Genomic DNA, 16,569 nt, shown 5'->3' on the forward strand with positions numbered 1-16,569 from the left:
TTTGGCCGATCAGCCAAATCTTTCACTTCCTTTACTCAGATCCTGGATAGGCTGCTGGTACTTCTGATAATAGCTTACCATTTCTTGGTCAGAAGACAAACAAATTACTTGATAACTTTGCCCAAACTCTTTTAACAGTGCGGCAAACCGTTCCTTACGAACACTATCATAATGCAGCCAACCATCATCAATAATGATTGGACACAATGGGTGATTTTTTTGCAGTGCTAGATAACCGAAGCGTAACGCCATGATTAACTGATCCTTCGTGCCTGTGGACAGGTCGATGATCGAAAACGTCTCGCTGGCATTTGCCGCTACCAACAAGCCATTTTCCAAAAGAATCTTTTGATAACGTCCGTTTGATAGCTGTTCAAAATAGGTTGAAGCAGCCGACAATAGCTGCGGCAATTGCTGTTCTGACAACTCGGTCGTGACATCCGTTAAAATCGAAGCCGCCAACTGACGACTCCCCCATGCCACAGCAAGTTCTTCAATGACCGCCTTTAGCTCACTTTCTTCTTGATAAAGCTGATTCAAGGTGCCATTTTTTTGACTAGCTGCTGCTTCTAATTCCAAACGCTGTTTTTGCTCCGTCAACTGCTGTATTTGTGCCTGAAGCTGTGTTTGCTGCTGCTTGATCTGGTCTTTTTGCTGCAGCAATTCTGCTTGTGTCACTGGTTTAGGATAAATCGGTGTTAACATCACCGCCAATTCTTCTGATCGCTGCTGCGTGCGTTGCGCCGCTTCCCATTGCTTCAACCAGAGGCTGATTTCTGCAGGGTGATCTAAGCCTTGTTGCTGCAAGAGATCACTGGCCTGGGAAAGCAGCTGGTCGCGTTCATTGCGGGTGCGGGTCAATTGTTGGGCCAGCAGCGTGCTAGGTTGTTGCAGTCGTGAAAGCTTGATTGTTTGCATCTCTTCATTAAACCTCTGCAAGATCGCTGCTTTTTCTAACAAGGTTTTGTTTTGCAACGGCAGCCACTCAGCATAAGGTCGGAACTGCTCGTCAAAGGGGGCCAGTTCTTCTGCGACGGCTTGCCGTTCTTGATAGGCTTGTTTGCGCTGCTGTGAGTAGGCTTGATAGCTAGCAACATCTTCATCATAGGCTAATAAATACGACTGCCAGCTTTCCACCGGCAAATCACCAAAAAAGGGGGCTAAGGCTTGGTGAGCACGATCGATCTGCTGCTGCTTTTGCTGCTGTTCATTTCCCAGCTGCGCCAACTCTTCTCCCAGCAGATCCAGCTGCATGAGAACCGTCTGCCATTCCTGTTTGATGCCTTGCTGTTTGTTTGGCGCTGCTTTCATCAACGGCAAAACACTGCCAATGATCGCTGCGATCCCTACACCTAGAGCAAGCCAGCGCCACGGACTCGGCAAAAAGATACCGATCACTACTAGCAGCCCACCGACGATCCCTAGCGGCCATAGCGGGCGAGAAACCGGCTTGCGGCCAATCAATTGAGGATGCTGCTGTTCTAAGCGAGCTGCGGTGGCTTGCAAAGGCTGCGCTTTTTCTTCTAAACGCATCATGCGCTTTTCGAGCTCTTCTAACTGCACACGTTCTTGTAGTAAACGTGTGGTTTGTTCATGGATCGAAGCCGTTACTAGCGGCGGCGATTCTCTGCTCCATTGGCGCTTTTCGATCAAGCGATTCAGCTCCGTGATGGCGACGGCTTCTTGTTGATTGGCCGCTGCTTCACGATCTGCCAAACGCACCATCGTCACTTGCTGCTGCAGCAAGTGATTGATTTGGTGCTCGTGATCAAGGTAAAAGAAATACTTATCTGATTCTTTTCCTTGCTCCAACTGATCTAATTCAGCTTCTTTTTTGCGAATTTCTTCCGTCAGCTGCTGATACTGCTGATAAAACTGTTTGATGGCTTGGACTTGCTGAGGATCGGCTAACGTATCTGCTGGTGCCATTTGCTGCCACTCTTCATAAAGACCCCAATGACTCAGCTGCTGCTGATTTTCCTGATAGGCTTCATTCAATGCTTGAAACTGGTGTCGCAAGTCTTGGATCTGTTCTTGCAACTGGGCGATCTGCTGATACTGCTGTTGGATGCGGCTTTCTTCGCTTTCTTTTTCCGCAATCGTTTTTTGCAGTTTTTCTAATTGTTTTAACGCCTGATTCAAAGGCAGCTTTTGCCCCCGTGGCTTGTATTGCTGCTGATTGATGGTTTCATATTGTGCCACTTGCTGCAGCATTTTTTGACTGCCGCTGATTCCCAGAGAAATCAACGCTTGGTGCAGCTCATTTTCTTCTAGCTTATCGATCTGGGTCAATTGCTCTTGCTGAAAGGTAAAGACATCGAAGAACAATGCTCGATTGAGGGGCTGCAGGTGTTGTGCCAGCCATTGCTCATCGACCGTCTGACCAGCGACATGGACTTTGGCACGACCGCGGTCTACATGCCGATAGCGTTCCACGATCACTTCGCCGAAGGGTTCCAGCGCCAACCATAACTTGCCACCGTAAGCTGCACCGTTTTTGGGGGTATAGTCTTTTTTCTTGGCTGTCTTTTTCGGAAAGCCAAATAAGATGGCGGCAATAAATTGATACAACGTCGATTTTCCGATCTCGTTGTGCCCAAAGAGCAGCTGATTTTGCGGATGAAAGGCAAAGCTTTGTTCATGGTATTTCCCAAAACCGGTAATCTCTGCTTTTAAAATTCTCATGACTGCTCCTCCCATTGAAAGTCGTCTTTCAACAATTGCTTGGCTTGCTGCAAGACTTCTTCTTGAAATGATTCATGGGTGATCCCCCGCTGGATCAGCGGATGCTGCAATAGATCGGACAGTCGGTCCGCAAAGATCTCTGGTGACTCATACATCGCTAAAAACTGCAGCATATAGTCTTGTGGTACCGCCAATGCGATCTTGTCTTCATTGGCTTGCTCGACTTCAAGGGCATAGATTACTTGCAGCGGCTCTGTTTGTGCCAACCGTTCATTGAGGTAGGTCAGCCATTCATTTTTTTCCGCAGTTGGAAACCAATCTGGCGGCAGCTGCTGCACATCGGTCAACACCAGATACAGCAAGCGCGAACGAGGACTTTTTAAGCGCTCGATGATCGCTGGCAATACGGCATTCGAGGCGGTCACATCCGCTAAGGAGACCACTTGCTTTTGCCAAGCGATTTCCGCGATCTCCAAGCGCTCGATTGTTGGTCCTTGTGGCGATAATTCTGCCAAAATCACCCCAGTCGCCTGCTCTTTCTTGGTCTTTCCTTGAGGCGTACCGGGATAGAGGATCGGTGGTTGCTCTGAGAGCGTCTTAGGTACATGGATGTGCCCCAAGCCCCAATAATCATAGCCTTTTTGCTTCATTTCACTGATTGAAAAGGGGGCATACCGTTCACCGGCTTGATCCCCGTGGTAAAGCCCAATATGGTAATCCACCGCTGCTCTTGCGGGAAATTCTGTTACTTTATTTTCAGCGATCCAAGGATGTTGGTAGCTAAATCCACTGATTGCATAGGTTTCACCGTTTTTCGTTGTTCCTTGTACCGTTTGAACTTCTTCCGATGAAAAGAGAATGACGTTTTCTGGAAAAGCAAACCAATACCGTTGCGGATCATAATAATCATGGTTGCCGAAAATCATATAGACTGGGATCTCTGCTTCTCCCAGTCGTTGCAGTTGGGCAAAAAAGTCATGCTGCACTTTTAGACTCGGCCGTGCTTGATGGAATGTATCCCCAGCCAGCAAAACAAAATCGACCGCTTTTTCTAAAGCAACATCCACCAAATTACGGATGATTTTTTGATTGATAGCAGGGAGTTGGGTCTTCACTTTTTCAGATAACAGATGGACCCCTTCAAATGACCGGTCGATATGCAGGTCTGCACTATGTAAAAATCGCATTTCTTTCTCCCTCCTTAATGCTTCTATCATAACATTTATCAGTCATTTCGTCAGCAAAATACGAAAATTTGTTCGCCTTTTTCATAAAAAAAACCAAAGAAGCGCTTTTGAAACTTCTTTGGAAACGACTCTTGCAGTTGCAGCCGATTTCTCTGAAGTTTCACTTGCTTCTTTGGTCTTTGTTTGTTGGCGATTACGCTTCGTATAGATCTCTTACAGGACCCATGATGATGCGGTTCAAGTCATTGGCCACTAAACTGAAGGCTTGCTCTTTTTGCATCAAGTCAGAAACGATGCCGTCTTGTTGAATTTTTTGCGATAATTCTTGGGCTTTTTGCGCTTCTTCTTCCGTCATTTCTTCGCCAGCCATCATTTTTTGTTGCAGGCTTTGTTGCAACTCTTGAAACTCTTTGAATAACGCGTACGCTTCTTCATTTGCTTTCAAACGGTCGAAAGAACCTTTCAGATCTTGAAATTGTTCTGACTCCCGTAATTCACGTTCTAATTGGTTTGCTGTATCATAAATATTTGCCATTTTGACGCCTCCTCTTTTTTTCTAGTATACCATTCTTCTCAGGTTCTAGACTAGCAGTTGCCTAATTCCTTTAATTTCCACTAATGGAATTCCACAAGCCGCCAAACAATTCTTTCGTTCCTTCTTTGATCTTGCTGCCGAATTCCTTCATACCTTCTTTGGCGCTTTCGGCAAAGTCATCGATGGTTTGTTGCCAATCATTGCTATTTTGTGACGTACTGCTATCAGGATCTGGTACCTCATCGGCTGCCATTAATTTTCCGCCTGTCCAATAAGCGTCTGCAACTTGGAATTGGGTGCCTTGACTATAAGGCAGTAAGCTTTCGGCCTCTGCTTTAAATATTTTCCCAACAACTTGTCCGCTAGTTCCCGTTAAGTAATGATCTTCACTCACATGTTCAAATCCTAGCCAGGTTGACAGAACCATATCAGGAGTATAGCCGACGATCCATTGGTCATTGACCTTAGAAGCATCAAAGTTGGTCTCTGTCGTACCCGTCTTACCGGCGATCGTAAAGCCGTACGGACTAGCACTAACCCCCGTCCCGTTAGAGAAGGTTCCTAGCATCATGCTCGTCATTTTATCAGCGGTCTCTTTAGAAATCACGCGTTTGCCTTGCACAGACGTATTGTCAACGATCACGGCACCAGTTGAATCAACTATTTTGGTGATCAAATGCGGTTTGTAGTAATACCCGCCATTAGCGAAAACGCCATACGCTGCTGCCATCGTCATTGGAGATTCCCCTTTTTCCAAACCACCTAATGCTAAGCCATAATATTTGTCGGCTTCGGTCAAGGAAAGACCGAATTCTTGTGCTTTGCTATACCCGCGATCTAAGCCGATCTCATGCAGCAGCCAAACTGCTGGCAGATTCAAACTTTGGGCGAGGGCTTGGTACATGACTGCTTCGCCAGCATAGGTCCCGTCAAAGTTTTGAGCATCATAAAAATCAAGGGGCTCGTCTTTCAAGACACTGTCCGGTTCAAACCCAGCTTCTAGGGCAGGGGCGAAGACGCTGATCGGTTTGATCGTGGAACCTGGTGAACGTTTCATTTGCGTGGCAAAATTAAATCCTCTAAAGACGTGCTCACCACGACGACCCACCACCGCTTGCACCCCACCGGTATTCGGATCAAGTGCGACAGAGCCAGATTGCACCATCGTGCCATCAGCGGCATTTTCAGGGAACAAGGCATCGTTTTTATAGGCAGCTTCCATTTGTGCTTGGTAGTTTTGATCCAGGGCTGTATAGATCTTGTAGCCGCGATTCATGACATCATCGGCGTCCAACCCATAGGATTCGGCTTCGTCGATGACCGCATCGAAATAATAAGGATACTTATAGCCAGATTCTGAATTGCCAAATCCATCATAAAGTAAATTGGCTAAGGCAACTTGTGATTCTTGGTCAGCAACGGACTGGTCCAACTTGCCGTTATCCACCATCAAACTCAAGACGGTGTCGCGACGGTTCGTGGCGTTTTCCAGATTGTCGATCGGGTTATAGATCGAAGGACCTTTGAGCATCCCCACCAACGTCGCAGCTTCTCCCACGCTTAGTTCAGAAGCATTGACACCGAAATATTTTAGCGAGGCATCTTGAATGCCCCAAACCCCGTTGCCGAAATAGGAACTGTTCAAATACATTTCTAAAATCTCATCTTTAGAATATTTCTTCTCGATCTCGATCGCTAAGAAAAGCTCCTTGGCTTTTCGACTAAAGGTTTGATCCAAGGACAGATAGGCATTTTTAGCAAGCTGCTGGGTGATGGTACTTCCCCCACCGCCTTCGGCACTGCGGTTGACCAGCAGACGTAGGGCTGCCCGAGCGATCCCTTTGATATCAAACCCGTGGTGATTATAGAAGTTGCGGTCTTCGGTTGAGATCAAGGCGTTGACCACATCACTGGAGATGGCATCAAGAGAAACGTACGTGCCTTTTTGCGAGTACAACTGCCCTGCTTCATCACCATTGGCATCAAAAATCACCGTCGATTCTTTCAGACCTGACTCTAATTCACTGACTTTCGTATTTTTGGCGATATAAAATAAATACCCGCTCATGATTAAGATAGCAACTAAACTAAGTAAAATAAAAATTTTATTTACGTGGTATTTTTTCCAAACCCGCTTGCGCCATTGATGAAATTGCTGCAAATACGGTTTTAACCAGCGCCAAAAGGTCAGCCAACCGGTCTTTATTTTGTGAAGGATGTGTTTCCAATCCATTACTTCACGCTCCTTTGGTTAAGTGTAGCATAAATGACTTTCTTTGTTATACGGCTCTAGACGTAATTTCATTCGAAAAGAATGCTTTATTATTCTAGCATTGAATACTCTGTTTTTTATTGTTTTTTTTATAAGAAAAGCTTAAAGATGCTATAATAGTCGGTAGCGAATAGCAAAGAAAGGACGTTATTATGGAATACACCATGACTTTACCCGAAAATCACCCGCCCATGCCGCTTCGCGATTTGTTGGAACAGGAGTGGCTCGTTCCACGAAAAGTGCGCCATTTTCTGCGCACACGGAAAAATGTGGCCGTCAATCAGCAGCCCGCGATGTTTCATCAAGAAGTTCGTGGGGGTGATCAAATCACTTTGATCATTGAAGACAGTGATTACAGCTACCAGCCGATCCAGTTAGGCCAAGCGGACAAAGTCGACGTACTTTTTGAAGATGAACACTTATTGGTGCTGAACAAGCCTGCCGGGGTCAAGACGCACCCAAATCAGCCATTAGAAGCAGATACTCTGTTGAATGATGCAGCTGCTTACCTTGCGCCGAAACAGCAGCAGCCTTATGTGGTCCATCGTCTAGACAAAGAAACCAGCGGTGTGGTTTTATTTGCAAAAAATCCTTTGGTGTTGCCGATCTTGGGCCGAATGCTGGAAAACAAACAGATTTTCCGTCGCTATCAAGCCACTGTTTTGGGGAAACTTACGCAAGATCAAACGATCGCCAAAAAAATCGGTCGTGACCGTCACGATCGTCGCAAGCGGATCATTGACTCCCGCAACGGTCAGTCAGCCGTCACCCATGTAACCATCGCTCACGCCCAACAAAAGACAACCAATGTGTATTGTGTGTTAGAAACTGGTAGGACCCACCAAATTCGCGTCCACCTTGCCAGCATCGGTCATCCAGTCGTTGGCGACCCGCTTTACCAAAACAAACCAGCGCCACGTTTGCTGCTGCATGGCTACGAATTGCATCTAGAGCATCCTTTTACCAAAGAACAGTTAGTGATCATCGCTCAACCGGGCTTGTGGTAAGCAACCAAAAAGCATGACGACTTGAGGAATCCCTCTTGTCAGTCATGCTTTTTGGTTTCAGATGATTTTCTCCATGCTTCTACTTGGTATTTTGGTTTATAGCGGTAAGTAAGCTGCTGGATCAACGAAATCTGACCACAACGTCTTACTCAGTCCAAAGTGCAGATGGACGCCTGTCGAATTTCCAGTCGTCCCCATCGTACCGACTTGGTCGCCGACTGCAACGGTCGCCCCCTTTGAGACACTGACAGCTGTTAAATGAAAATAATACGAGTAAAAGCCATTATCGTGAGCCAAAATCACGTAATTTCCAGTGCTTGGGCCATAGCCAGCATCTTCTACCTGTCCATCACGAGCGGCGACGATCTTCTCCCCCGCTTGACCTGTGAAGTCGATCCCGTCATGCTGCGTCCCTGAAAAACCAGTCGGGTCTGCTCGAGTACCAAAACCGCTGGAGATCGACACGGAGCCAGTGATTGGCAGTGAAAATTCACTGGCTGCCGCTTTCTCCGCTGCTTCTTTGGCTTTTTGTTTCGCTTCTTCAGCTGCTTTTGCTTCTTGCTCCACTTTTTCTTGTAGGTCTTGCACTTGGGCTTGCGCCTGCTGCAGCTGCTCTTGTTGGGACTGCAATTCTTTTTTGGCTGTTGCTAATTGTTCTTCGCTATGTACTAATTGGGCTTGCGTCAAGGTTTGGTACGAAGTGATTCGTTGTTGTTCGGCTTCTTTTTCCGCCAATTGTTGGTTCACTTCCCGTAAAGCCGCTTGTTGTTCACTAAACTTGCGTAGTTGCTGGATCGTGGCTTGCGGTCCATCGACTACCAGACTGCTTTGCGCTTGGCTTCCTTGGTGCTGGGCTTTTTGATCATTCAGTGCAGTGATCTGCGTTTGAACTTCCTTGCTTTCTTCTGCCAATTGGCTTAATTCTTCCTGATAATCCGCTAATTGACTTTCCAACGCTGTGACTTTCTGTTGGCTGGTGGTGACTTCGTCTTCATAAGAGGCTAGTTCTGTGGTCAAAACCGTCAGTTCCTCGCTGCTCTTGGTTTCAGCAGCATAACTGATAGCTGGCTGGAAAAGCGGCAACGTAAGGGCGAGCAATAAAAAAATCTTTTTCTTCAATGAGGTAACTCCTTCTTTTTTTAGTAGCTTGGCTACTTTAACATGCTTATTCATGAAAAAAAAGAGGGTTTTTCCAACAGTTTAAAGTCTATTGTTGCAGACTTTCATGTAAATCACCTATAAAACGGGCTTTTTTTACAAATATTGCAGCCGAATAACAACTTTCATAAGAATTTCTTTAGCTCGCCGATCGTCTTATCCTCGCTCTTGCAGCTTCGCCAATTCCTCAGGAGTCAATTCCCGATACTCGCCTAATGCCAAATCATCTGGCAGGGACAGGCCTCCCATGCGAATCCGTTTCAAATAAACGACTTCTTTTCCTACTGCATGGACCATCCGTTTGACTTGATGAAACTTGCCTTCATGGAGGATCAGTTTGATCTCGCTGCGCATTTCGTCTTCATCGACGTTGAGGATCTGCAGCTCAGCCGGCAAAGTCCACTCGCCGTCTAATTTGATGCCTTTGGCAAAGATTTTTTGATCCTCCGCTGTCATGATTCCCTCGACTTGGGCATAATATTCTTTTTCCACATGCTTCTTAGGCGACAATAATTGATGCGCCAATCCGCCATCGTTCGTAATCAGCAAAAAGCCTTCGGTGTCTTTATCCAACCGTCCTACTGGAAACAAATCTTCGCGAAACGCTTCTTCAGAAAACAAATCTAAGACCGTCTCTTCATAGGAATCGACGGTTGCCGAAATCACTCCAGCGGGTTTATTCAGCAAATAATAAAACTGGCTTTGATAGACGATGGGTTCCCCCTCAAAACAAACGGCATCTTGTGTTTCTAGTACTTGCGCTTTGTCACTCTTGATGACTTGTCCATTGACGGTCACGAGACCTTTTTTGATCAACTGTTTCACTTCTTTGCGGGAGCCATAACCCATATCCGCTAAAAACTTGTCTAAACGCATCGGTTTCTTCCTTTCATATAAAACAGCCGCCAAGGTCTCGCAAAGGAGGCTCAGCGGCTGCTTCTAGTTTTATTTGATGTGTAATTTCTGGCGTAAACGAACCATTGATGAGCCGAGTAGTTTTTCAGCTAAACGCAATTTCAGCGCAATGTAGATGTACACACTGCCACCGACTCCTGCTACTAGCAAGCTCAAGATAAAGGCTTGGACTTTTCTTTCCGAGCTAAAGATGAGACCAAAGAGTTGGCGGGCGATCAACGCTGCGATCACCATAATGATCGTCATCGCGCCAATCAATAACGTCCGTCGCAACGTTAAGTTTACATTGAAATGGCCTTTGCGAATCATCTTGCGAATGTTCAGCCAGCAGACGATCCCTAAAGCAATCGTCGTGGAAACTAATGGGCCATAAACTTGGAACAACCGAATCGCTGGATACTGCAGGATCAACTTCACCAGCAATCCTACAAAGAAGAAAACAACGGCTTCTTTGTTGTGGTACATTCCTTGCAGCATACTAGAACTAAGCATAAACAAGCCCAAGACCAGACCAGACAGACAGGCAGCGACTAAAACGCTCGCTCCTAACGCATCTGGACGATAAAACAAGGTGTATAAGGGATAAGACAGCACGATCATCCCAAAGGTCGCTGGGAACATTACAAAGGAATACAATTGTAAGTTATTGCTGATCAATTTAGCTAAGTTCTTTTTGTCTTTTTTGGCGACTGCTTCACTGATCAAAGGCAAGCCTGTTGAAGCCATGGAAGTAGCTAATCCGATAACCACCATCGTCAACTTATCAGGGTTGCTACCGAAAATCGCCATTAATTCTAAGAGCTGATCATTTGAAAATTCAGTAAAACTACTCATGATCCGCACAAAGGTGTATTGATCCACCAATTTTAAAATCGTGATCCCAGAACCAACGATAATAAAAGGGATCGCTTCTTTGATGGTCGCTAAAACCAATTCTTTGGTTTGCAACACGGTTTCTTCTTTGCTCATATCGACTAAGACGTCCATCCGTACCCGTTGCTTTTGGAAGTAATAGCCTAAAACCAAAATACTGGCTAAGACACCGATAAAGGCGGCAAAGGTCGATTGCGTCACAGCCGCCGTGTATTCGCCTTCGATAACCCGCATAATGATGAAGGTCGCCAAAAGCATATAGCAGACGCGGGCGATTTGTTCGACAACTTGCGAGATCGCAAAAGGTTTCATGTCTTGGTTTCCTTGGAAGTATCCTCGCATAACACTCATACAAGGAAAGACCAATAGTGCAATGCTCAATGAGCGCATTGCAGGAATCAATTCTTCCCCGCCACCTGAAGCCGTTGCCAACCATGGGGCTGCCAAATACATGATTCCGGCGGTCACCACGCCAAAGCCTGCCATCAATTGGAAGGCCCTTAAAAAGAGCTTCTGGCTGGTGCGGTATTCTTGGCGAGAATTATAAAAAGAAATCTGCTTGGCAATTGCCGATGGGATCCCAGCAGTTGAGATCATTAAAAATAAGGCGTAAACATTATAGCCCATCCCAAATAACGCATTTGCTTTATCGGCATTTGCCCCCATCCAATAATACCAAGGTAAAATGTAAATCGCGCCAAGCAAACGTGAACCGATATTGCCCATTGTCATCCAAGCAGATCCTTGAGCCATTTTTTCTTGTGTAGTTAATTCTTTTGACACTGAACGCATGTGATTATCCATCGCCATTATCTCCAACTTTCTACAAACATATCCCTTCCATTTTAATTCGAAAAAGAGTTGGTCGCAATCTATTTTTGCAACATCTTAAAGTTTCTTCAAAATAAGAAGAAAAAAAGAAAACTTTTCCCTCCTAAACGGCGGTTTTTAGGAGTTATGCTATAATAAGAGAAATCTTTAGAGGAATGAAGGAGAACAACGATGCAAAAGGAACTCATTACCGTGCCACAGATCCGCAAACTCTTATTGCAGGAAAACCTATTAAAAGAAATCATCACCCCCACTGATTGGGTTTATACCGTGCCGCAAGAAATGACTGATATTGCCTTTACCTCCTTAAGTTACGACTCGCGAACGGCCGATGCGGCAACGCTTTTTTTCTGTAAAGGGGCTTCTTTTAAAGAAAGCTACCTAGCCGCCGCCATTGATCAAGGCATTCAGTGCTACATTTCAGAAACACCTTATGACAACTTCGCAACCTACGGGATCATTGTTACGGACATTCGAGAAACGATGGCAGTGATCGCTCAAGCATTTTATGGCAACCCGCAAGAACAGCTGGTGACCATCGGCATCACTGGCACCAAAGGCAAAACCAGCTGCGCCTATTTTGCTCGGGCGATTTTAGCAGAATCGACGGGTCAAAAAGTAGCATTCTTTTCATCGGAGGAAAACTCAGTCGATGGAAAAACCTTTAATGAAGCAGTGTTGACGACTCCCGAAACACTGGATCTTTATAAAATGATGGCTGAGGCTGTTGCAAACGGCCTGACCCATCTTGTAATGGAAGTTTCTTCTCAAGCGTATAAAACTAAACGGGTCGCCGGCATTACCTTTGATATTGGCGCGTTCTTGAATATTTCGCCTGATCACATTGGACCGGTGGAACACCCGACTTATGATGATTACCTTTACTGCAAACGGGAACTGATCCGCAACAGCAAACAAATGATTTTAAATCGTCAAAGCGATCACTACCACTTGCTGCGAGAAACTTGTGAAGTCCATCAAGTTCCTTATATCACCTACGGACGTTCAGACGCCGATTATGTCGTCCAAGAAGGAATGGACCTAAAGAGTTTCGCCCTGACAGCTGCTTCTGATGTCTTGCAAGTCTCTGGTGAATATCAACTGGGGATCTTAGGTTCTTTCAACCATGAGAACGCCGCAGCGGCGATTTTGGCTGCCTGCTTAGCGGGTGCCTCTCGTGAGGACGCTCAGAAAGTCCTGCCGACAGTGATCATCCCTGGACGAATGATCGTTTTAGAAAAAGAAAATGGCGCCGTCATGATCGTTGACTATGCCCACAATTACCTGAGCTTCCAATCATTAAGTGAACTTGCCCGTCAGTTACGCCCAGATGGCCGCCTGCTTTTTGTCACTGGCAGTGCTGGCGGAAAAGCCCAATCTCGCCGAGCAGATATGGGACGAGCGCTAGGAGAATATGCGGACAAAGTCTACCTGACCAGCGATGATCCTGATTTTGAAGAAGCAGCTGCGATCGCAAAAGAAATTGCAGATGCTATCACCAATCCTGAAGTTGCCATCATTCATGAGATGGATCGGGCTCAAGCCGTCAAATTGGCGATCGCTGAAGCAGACGGTCGTGATATCGTGATTATTGCGGGCAAAGGTGCCGAACAATACTTGAAAGTCGCTGGAAAAAAAGTCCCTTACATCGGTGACTTGACCTTAGCGCAGCAGCAAGCCAAGCACCAATAGCAACAAGTTGTCTCAACAAAAAAAGCTTTCAGATGATCCATTAAATCATCTGAAAGCTTTTTTCCTGTGTGATTAAGGTTGTTCGTCTTCGTAAGTCTCATAGACATAGGGTGCGCCATCATAACGGAATTCTGTTGAAATGGCAGCGTCAAGGTCTTCGGTAAACATTCGCTTGCTGAAAGGAAACAAAAAGACTTGCCCTTCTTTGGCATCTTCGGCTGCTAAACGGTAAAACAGCTCTTCTTCTGTTAATTGTTGATTCAACTGTTCCAAGACATCGGCAGTGACTGCCTCTTCTTCATAGCCAGGTTTGGCAATCCGTGCATAATCTTCAAAAAAAGCCGTTTGGCCTTCAAATGATTGATACTCCATGTAAGTCCCCTCTTTCTTTTCTCTTTCTTTATTATACGAGAGTCTGTGAGGATCAGCGAATAATATGATCGCTAACAAGCGGAAATTTGGCTTTTTTAGCGCTTAAATATGTCAGAAACATTTCAAGTGTATTACGAATCAATTATTTGACAAAATCAGATTGAACACGTATCCAAATTTTGTATAATGATACATAGAGACTATAAAAGGGGCAAATGTAATGAACAACGCAAAGAAAAAATTATTCGTCGGTACTGGTGCTGCAATTGGTTTTGTCGCAATCGTTGCTATGATGGCTCAGTTCATGATTTCCAATCATCTATTTGGCGGAAGTGATGCTTCATCAGAAATTTTCACTCGCGCTACGTATCCAAACGGCTTTCTACTAGTGATCTTGATTCCATTGGTCGCAACAGCCGCTTTGTTCTATGGGATCATTCGCAAAAAATAACAAAAAAGTGTTGCTGAGAACCACTCAGTAACACTTTTTTTCTTTGTCGCTACCAAAAAGCTGCCTAACAGACCATTGACCTGTTAGGCAGCTACTTTTTTAGCGTTTAGTTTGCAACGATATTGACCAATTTATTGGGTACGACGATCACTTTGCGGATCGTTTTTCCTTGGAGCTGTTCTTGGACAAGTTCGTTTTCTTGGGCCAATTGTTCAAGCACTGCTTTTTCTGCGTCCGCTGGAACCATTGCTTTGGCACGAACTTTGCCGTTGACTTGAAAGACGACTTCGATCTCATCTTCCACTAGGGCACTTTCGTCATAGGTTGGCCAAGGCACATAAGAGATCCCATTGTCATTTCCGAGGATCGACCAGAGCTCTTCACCGATATGTGGTGCGATTGGAGCCAATAGCTGCACAAATCCTTCGACATACTCGTAAGGTAAGGCATCAGCTTTATACGCTTCATTGACGAAGACCATCAATTGGGAAATCGCCGTATTGAAATGCAGCTGTTCATAATCTTCCGTCACTTTTTTAACCGTTTGGTTATACACCTTCGACAATTTTCCATCGTTGAATGTCGTGATGCGGTCGCGCATTTTGCCATTTTCATCGACGATCAAGCGCCACACGCGATCCAAGAATTTGCGACTGCCTTCAAGGCCATTCTCATTCCAGGCGATCGATGCATCCAATGGTCCCATAAACATTTCATATAGACGCAAAGTATCTGCACCGTATTGATTGATGACATCATCTGGATTGACGACGTTGCCGCGGGATTTCGACATTTTTTCATTGTTTTCCCCAAGGATCATCCCTTGGTTGAACAATTTTTCAAATGGTTCTTTCGTTGGTACGACACCGATATCATACAAGAATTTATGCCAGAAGCGAGCATAAAGCAAATGCAAGACAGCGTGTTCCGCCCCACCGATATAAATATCGACTGGCATCCAGCGTTTCAATTTATCATAGTCTGCCAAAACAGACTTATTATGAGGATCGATAAAGCGTAAGAAATACCATGAGCTTCCTGCCCATTGTGGCATCGTATTGGTTTCGCGACGTCCTTTTTTCCCAGTTTCTGGATCGGTGACATTGACCCAATCCGTGACATTAGCTAATGGCGATTCCCCGGTACCGCTTGGTTTGATATTGTCGGTTTTTGGCAAACGCAATGGCAGCTGATCTTCAGCAAGCGCTGTGGTCGTCCCATCTTCCCAATGGATGATTGGGATTGGTTCACCCCAATACCGTTGGCGAGAGAACAACCAATCGCGAAGACGATAGCTGACTTCTTTTTTCCCAACATGGTTTTCTTCCAACCATGCGACCATTTTTTCAATGGCTGTCTCTTTGTCTAGCCCATCCAAAAAGTCTGAATTGATATGCAGTCCATCTTCGGTATAGGCAGATTCTTCCACGTTGCCCCCTGCCAATACAGGAATGATCTCTAAGCCAAATGTTTTGGCAAATTCGTGGTCACGTTCGTCATGGGCAGGAACCGCCATGATCGCACCTGTTCCATAAGAAGCCAAAACGTAATCGGCGATCCAAATCGGGATCTCTTTGCCATTCACGGGATTGATGGCATAGGCACCAGTGAAGACACCGGTTTTTTCTTTGGCCAAATCTGTTCGGTTCAAATCAGATTTTTTCGATGCTTCTTCTACATAGGCATCAATGGCTGCTTTTTGTTCTGGGGTAGTGATTTGAGCCACTAGCTCATGTTCTGGTGCCAATACAGCGTAGGTCGCACCAAACAAGGTATCTGGGCGAGTCGTAAAGACGGTAAAGTCTTTTTCCATCCCTGCCACTTTAAACGTTACGTTGGCTCCGACAGAACGTCCGATCCAATTGCGTTGCATTTCTTTGATGCTTTCTGGCCAATCAACTTCTTCTAAATCGTCCAACAAACGATCAGCATATGCCGTGATTTTTAGCATCCATTGGCGCATCGGTTTGCGGATCACATCATAGCCGCCCCGTTCGCTCTTGCCGTCAATGACTTCTTCATTGGCGATCACAGTTCCAAGCTCTGGTACCCAATTTACCGGAACTTCGGCTTCATAAGCTAACCCTTTTTCATAAAGCTTGGTAAAGATCCATTGCGTCCACTTGTAATATTCAGGATCTGTCGTATTGATTTCACGATTCCAGTCATAGCTGAACCCTAGCGCATTGATTTGACGGCGGAAGGTCTCAATATTTTTCTTCGTGAATTCCGCTGGATCATTTCCAGTGTCTAGTGCATATTGTTCGGCAGGCAGACCAAAGGCATCCCAGCCCATTGGGTGCAGTACATTGTACCCTTGGCTGCGTTTGAAGCGGCTCAAGATATCCGTTGCCGTATAGCCTTCTGGATGTCCGACATGTAATCCTTGTCCGGATGGATATGGGAACATATCTAGCGCATAAAATTTTGGTTTGTCCGGCTCATCATGGGTGTTGAACTCATTTTTCTTTGCCCAATATTTTTGCCATTTTTTTTCGATTTCTTTGTGATTGTAATTCACGATGGACTCCTCCTAAAAATTGGTGTTTTGCTCGTCAAATCAACCAGCAAAACTTAAAAAAAGTCCTATA

12 protein-coding genes are annotated in these 16,569 nt (G+C 45.5%); 3 read left to right on the top strand and 9 right to left on the bottom strand.

Features of this window, described 5'->3' with window-relative positions; translation table 11 throughout:
• Positions 1 to 9: 9 nt before the first annotated feature.
• From IGJ26_RS14840 to IGJ26_RS14855, 4 genes are all read right to left on the bottom strand, one after another.
• Positions 10 to 2,685 (bottom strand): AAA family ATPase, encoded by a 2,676-nt coding sequence (locus IGJ26_RS14840; RefSeq protein ID WP_176461995.1) that lies wholly within the window; start codon positions 2,683 to 2,685, stop codon positions 10 to 12.
• Positions 2,682 to 3,872, bottom strand: coding sequence for a metallophosphoesterase family protein (locus IGJ26_RS14845; RefSeq protein ID WP_430599706.1), 1,191 nt, complete (start codon positions 3,870 to 3,872; stop codon positions 2,682 to 2,684). The genes IGJ26_RS14840 and IGJ26_RS14845 overlap by 4 nt, the downstream gene beginning before the upstream one ends.
• A 193-nt stretch (positions 3,873 to 4,065) precedes the next feature.
• Positions 4,066 to 4,407 (bottom strand): YlbF family regulator, encoded by a 342-nt coding sequence (locus IGJ26_RS14850; RefSeq protein ID WP_005227708.1) that lies wholly within the window; start codon positions 4,405 to 4,407, stop codon positions 4,066 to 4,068.
• A 70-nt stretch (positions 4,408 to 4,477) separates the two neighbouring features.
• Entirely contained in the window at positions 4,478 to 6,640 is a 2,163-nt protein-coding gene (locus tag IGJ26_RS14855; RefSeq protein ID WP_086332725.1) for a PBP1A family penicillin-binding protein, read from the bottom strand.
• A 191-nt stretch (positions 6,641 to 6,831) separates the two neighbouring features.
• Between IGJ26_RS14855 and IGJ26_RS14860 the strand changes: the two genes are divergently transcribed.
• Positions 6,832 to 7,686: an RluA family pseudouridine synthase gene (locus tag IGJ26_RS14860; protein WP_016620005.1), complete on the top strand. Its 855-nt coding sequence runs from the start codon at positions 6,832 to 6,834 to the stop codon at positions 7,684 to 7,686.
• Between the two features lie 96 nt (positions 7,687 to 7,782).
• Here the strand turns inward: IGJ26_RS14860 and IGJ26_RS14865 are convergent, their stop codons facing one another.
• The 3 genes from IGJ26_RS14865 to IGJ26_RS14875 all read right to left on the bottom strand — a co-directional run bounded on the left by IGJ26_RS14865 (position 7,783) and on the right by IGJ26_RS14875 (position 11,436).
• Complete coding sequence (locus IGJ26_RS14865) at positions 7,783 to 8,859, bottom strand: M23 family metallopeptidase (RefSeq protein ID WP_061053371.1); 1,077 nt, start codon at positions 8,857 to 8,859, stop codon at positions 7,783 to 7,785.
• 141 nt (positions 8,860 to 9,000) lie between these two features.
• Positions 9,001 to 9,720 carry a pseudouridine synthase gene (locus tag IGJ26_RS14870; RefSeq protein WP_061053372.1) on the bottom strand — a complete coding sequence of 240 codons (720 nt, stop codon included), beginning with the start codon at positions 9,718 to 9,720 and terminating at the stop codon, positions 9,001 to 9,003.
• A 69-nt stretch (positions 9,721 to 9,789) separates the two neighbouring features.
• A complete protein-coding gene (locus IGJ26_RS14875) occupies positions 9,790 to 11,436 on the bottom strand; it encodes a putative polysaccharide biosynthesis protein (protein WP_008382016.1) in 1,647 nt (548 codons plus the stop codon).
• A gap of 198 nt (positions 11,437 to 11,634) precedes the next feature.
• Here IGJ26_RS14875 and murE point away from each other — a divergent pair, with 198 nt between their 5' ends.
• A complete protein-coding gene (gene murE, locus IGJ26_RS14880; RefSeq protein WP_086372398.1) occupies positions 11,635 to 13,155 on the top strand; it encodes a UDP-N-acetylmuramyl-tripeptide synthetase in 1,521 nt (506 codons plus the stop codon).
• Positions 13,156 to 13,227: 72 nt separating this feature from the next.
• On the opposite strand, the gene IGJ26_RS14885 is transcribed toward murE, so the two are convergent.
• Positions 13,228 to 13,527 carry a DUF5960 family protein gene (locus tag IGJ26_RS14885; RefSeq protein WP_008382014.1) on the bottom strand — a complete coding sequence of 100 codons (300 nt, stop codon included), beginning with the start codon at positions 13,525 to 13,527 and terminating at the stop codon, positions 13,228 to 13,230.
• Positions 13,528 to 13,747: 220 nt separating this feature from the next.
• Between IGJ26_RS14885 and IGJ26_RS14890 the strand changes: the two genes are divergently transcribed.
• Complete coding sequence (locus IGJ26_RS14890; RefSeq protein ID WP_005233376.1) at positions 13,748 to 13,978, top strand: hypothetical protein; 231 nt, start codon at positions 13,748 to 13,750, stop codon at positions 13,976 to 13,978.
• Positions 13,979 to 14,084: 106 nt separating this feature from the next.
• Here the strand turns inward: IGJ26_RS14890 and leuS are convergent, their stop codons facing one another.
• Positions 14,085 to 16,499: a leucine--tRNA ligase gene (gene leuS / locus IGJ26_RS14895; protein ID WP_061053373.1), complete on the bottom strand. Its 2,415-nt coding sequence runs from the start codon at positions 16,497 to 16,499 to the stop codon at positions 14,085 to 14,087.
• Positions 16,500 to 16,569: the final 70 nt, after the last annotated feature.

Origin of the sequence: Enterococcus sp. AZ095a (assembly GCF_050546735.1) — a bacterium.
GTDB classification, from domain to species: domain Bacteria; phylum Bacillota; class Bacilli; order Lactobacillales; family Enterococcaceae; genus Enterococcus_D; species Enterococcus_D entomosocium.

What these genes read in the sequence shown, in the direction of transcription:
- IGJ26_RS14840 (WP_176461995.1), bottom strand. Translation starts at nt 2,685, where the DNA reads ATGAGAATTTTAAAAGCAGAGATTACCGGTTTTGGGAAATACCATGAA.
- IGJ26_RS14845 (WP_430599706.1), bottom strand. Translation starts at nt 3,872, where the DNA reads ATGCGATTTTTACATAGTGCAGACCTGCATATCGACCGGTCATTTGAA.
- IGJ26_RS14850 (WP_005227708.1), bottom strand. Translation starts at nt 4,407, where the DNA reads ATGGCAAATATTTATGATACAGCAAACCAATTAGAACGTGAATTACGG.
- IGJ26_RS14855 (WP_086332725.1), bottom strand. Translation starts at nt 6,640, where the DNA reads ATGGATTGGAAACACATCCTTCACAAAATAAAGACCGGTTGGCTGACC.
- IGJ26_RS14860 (WP_016620005.1), top strand. Translation starts at nt 6,832, where the DNA reads ATGGAATACACCATGACTTTACCCGAAAATCACCCGCCCATGCCGCTT.
- IGJ26_RS14865 (WP_061053371.1), bottom strand. Translation starts at nt 8,859, where the DNA reads ATGAATAAGCATGTTAAAGTAGCCAAGCTACTAAAAAAAGAAGGAGTT.
- IGJ26_RS14870 (WP_061053372.1), bottom strand. Translation starts at nt 9,720, where the DNA reads ATGCGTTTAGACAAGTTTTTAGCGGATATGGGTTATGGCTCCCGCAAA.
- IGJ26_RS14875 (WP_008382016.1), bottom strand. Translation starts at nt 11,436, where the DNA reads ATGGATAATCACATGCGTTCAGTGTCAAAAGAATTAACTACACAAGAA.
- murE (WP_086372398.1), top strand. Translation starts at nt 11,635, where the DNA reads ATGCAAAAGGAACTCATTACCGTGCCACAGATCCGCAAACTCTTATTG.
- IGJ26_RS14885 (WP_008382014.1), bottom strand. Translation starts at nt 13,527, where the DNA reads ATGGAGTATCAATCATTTGAAGGCCAAACGGCTTTTTTTGAAGATTAT.
- IGJ26_RS14890 (WP_005233376.1), top strand. Translation starts at nt 13,748, where the DNA reads ATGAACAACGCAAAGAAAAAATTATTCGTCGGTACTGGTGCTGCAATT.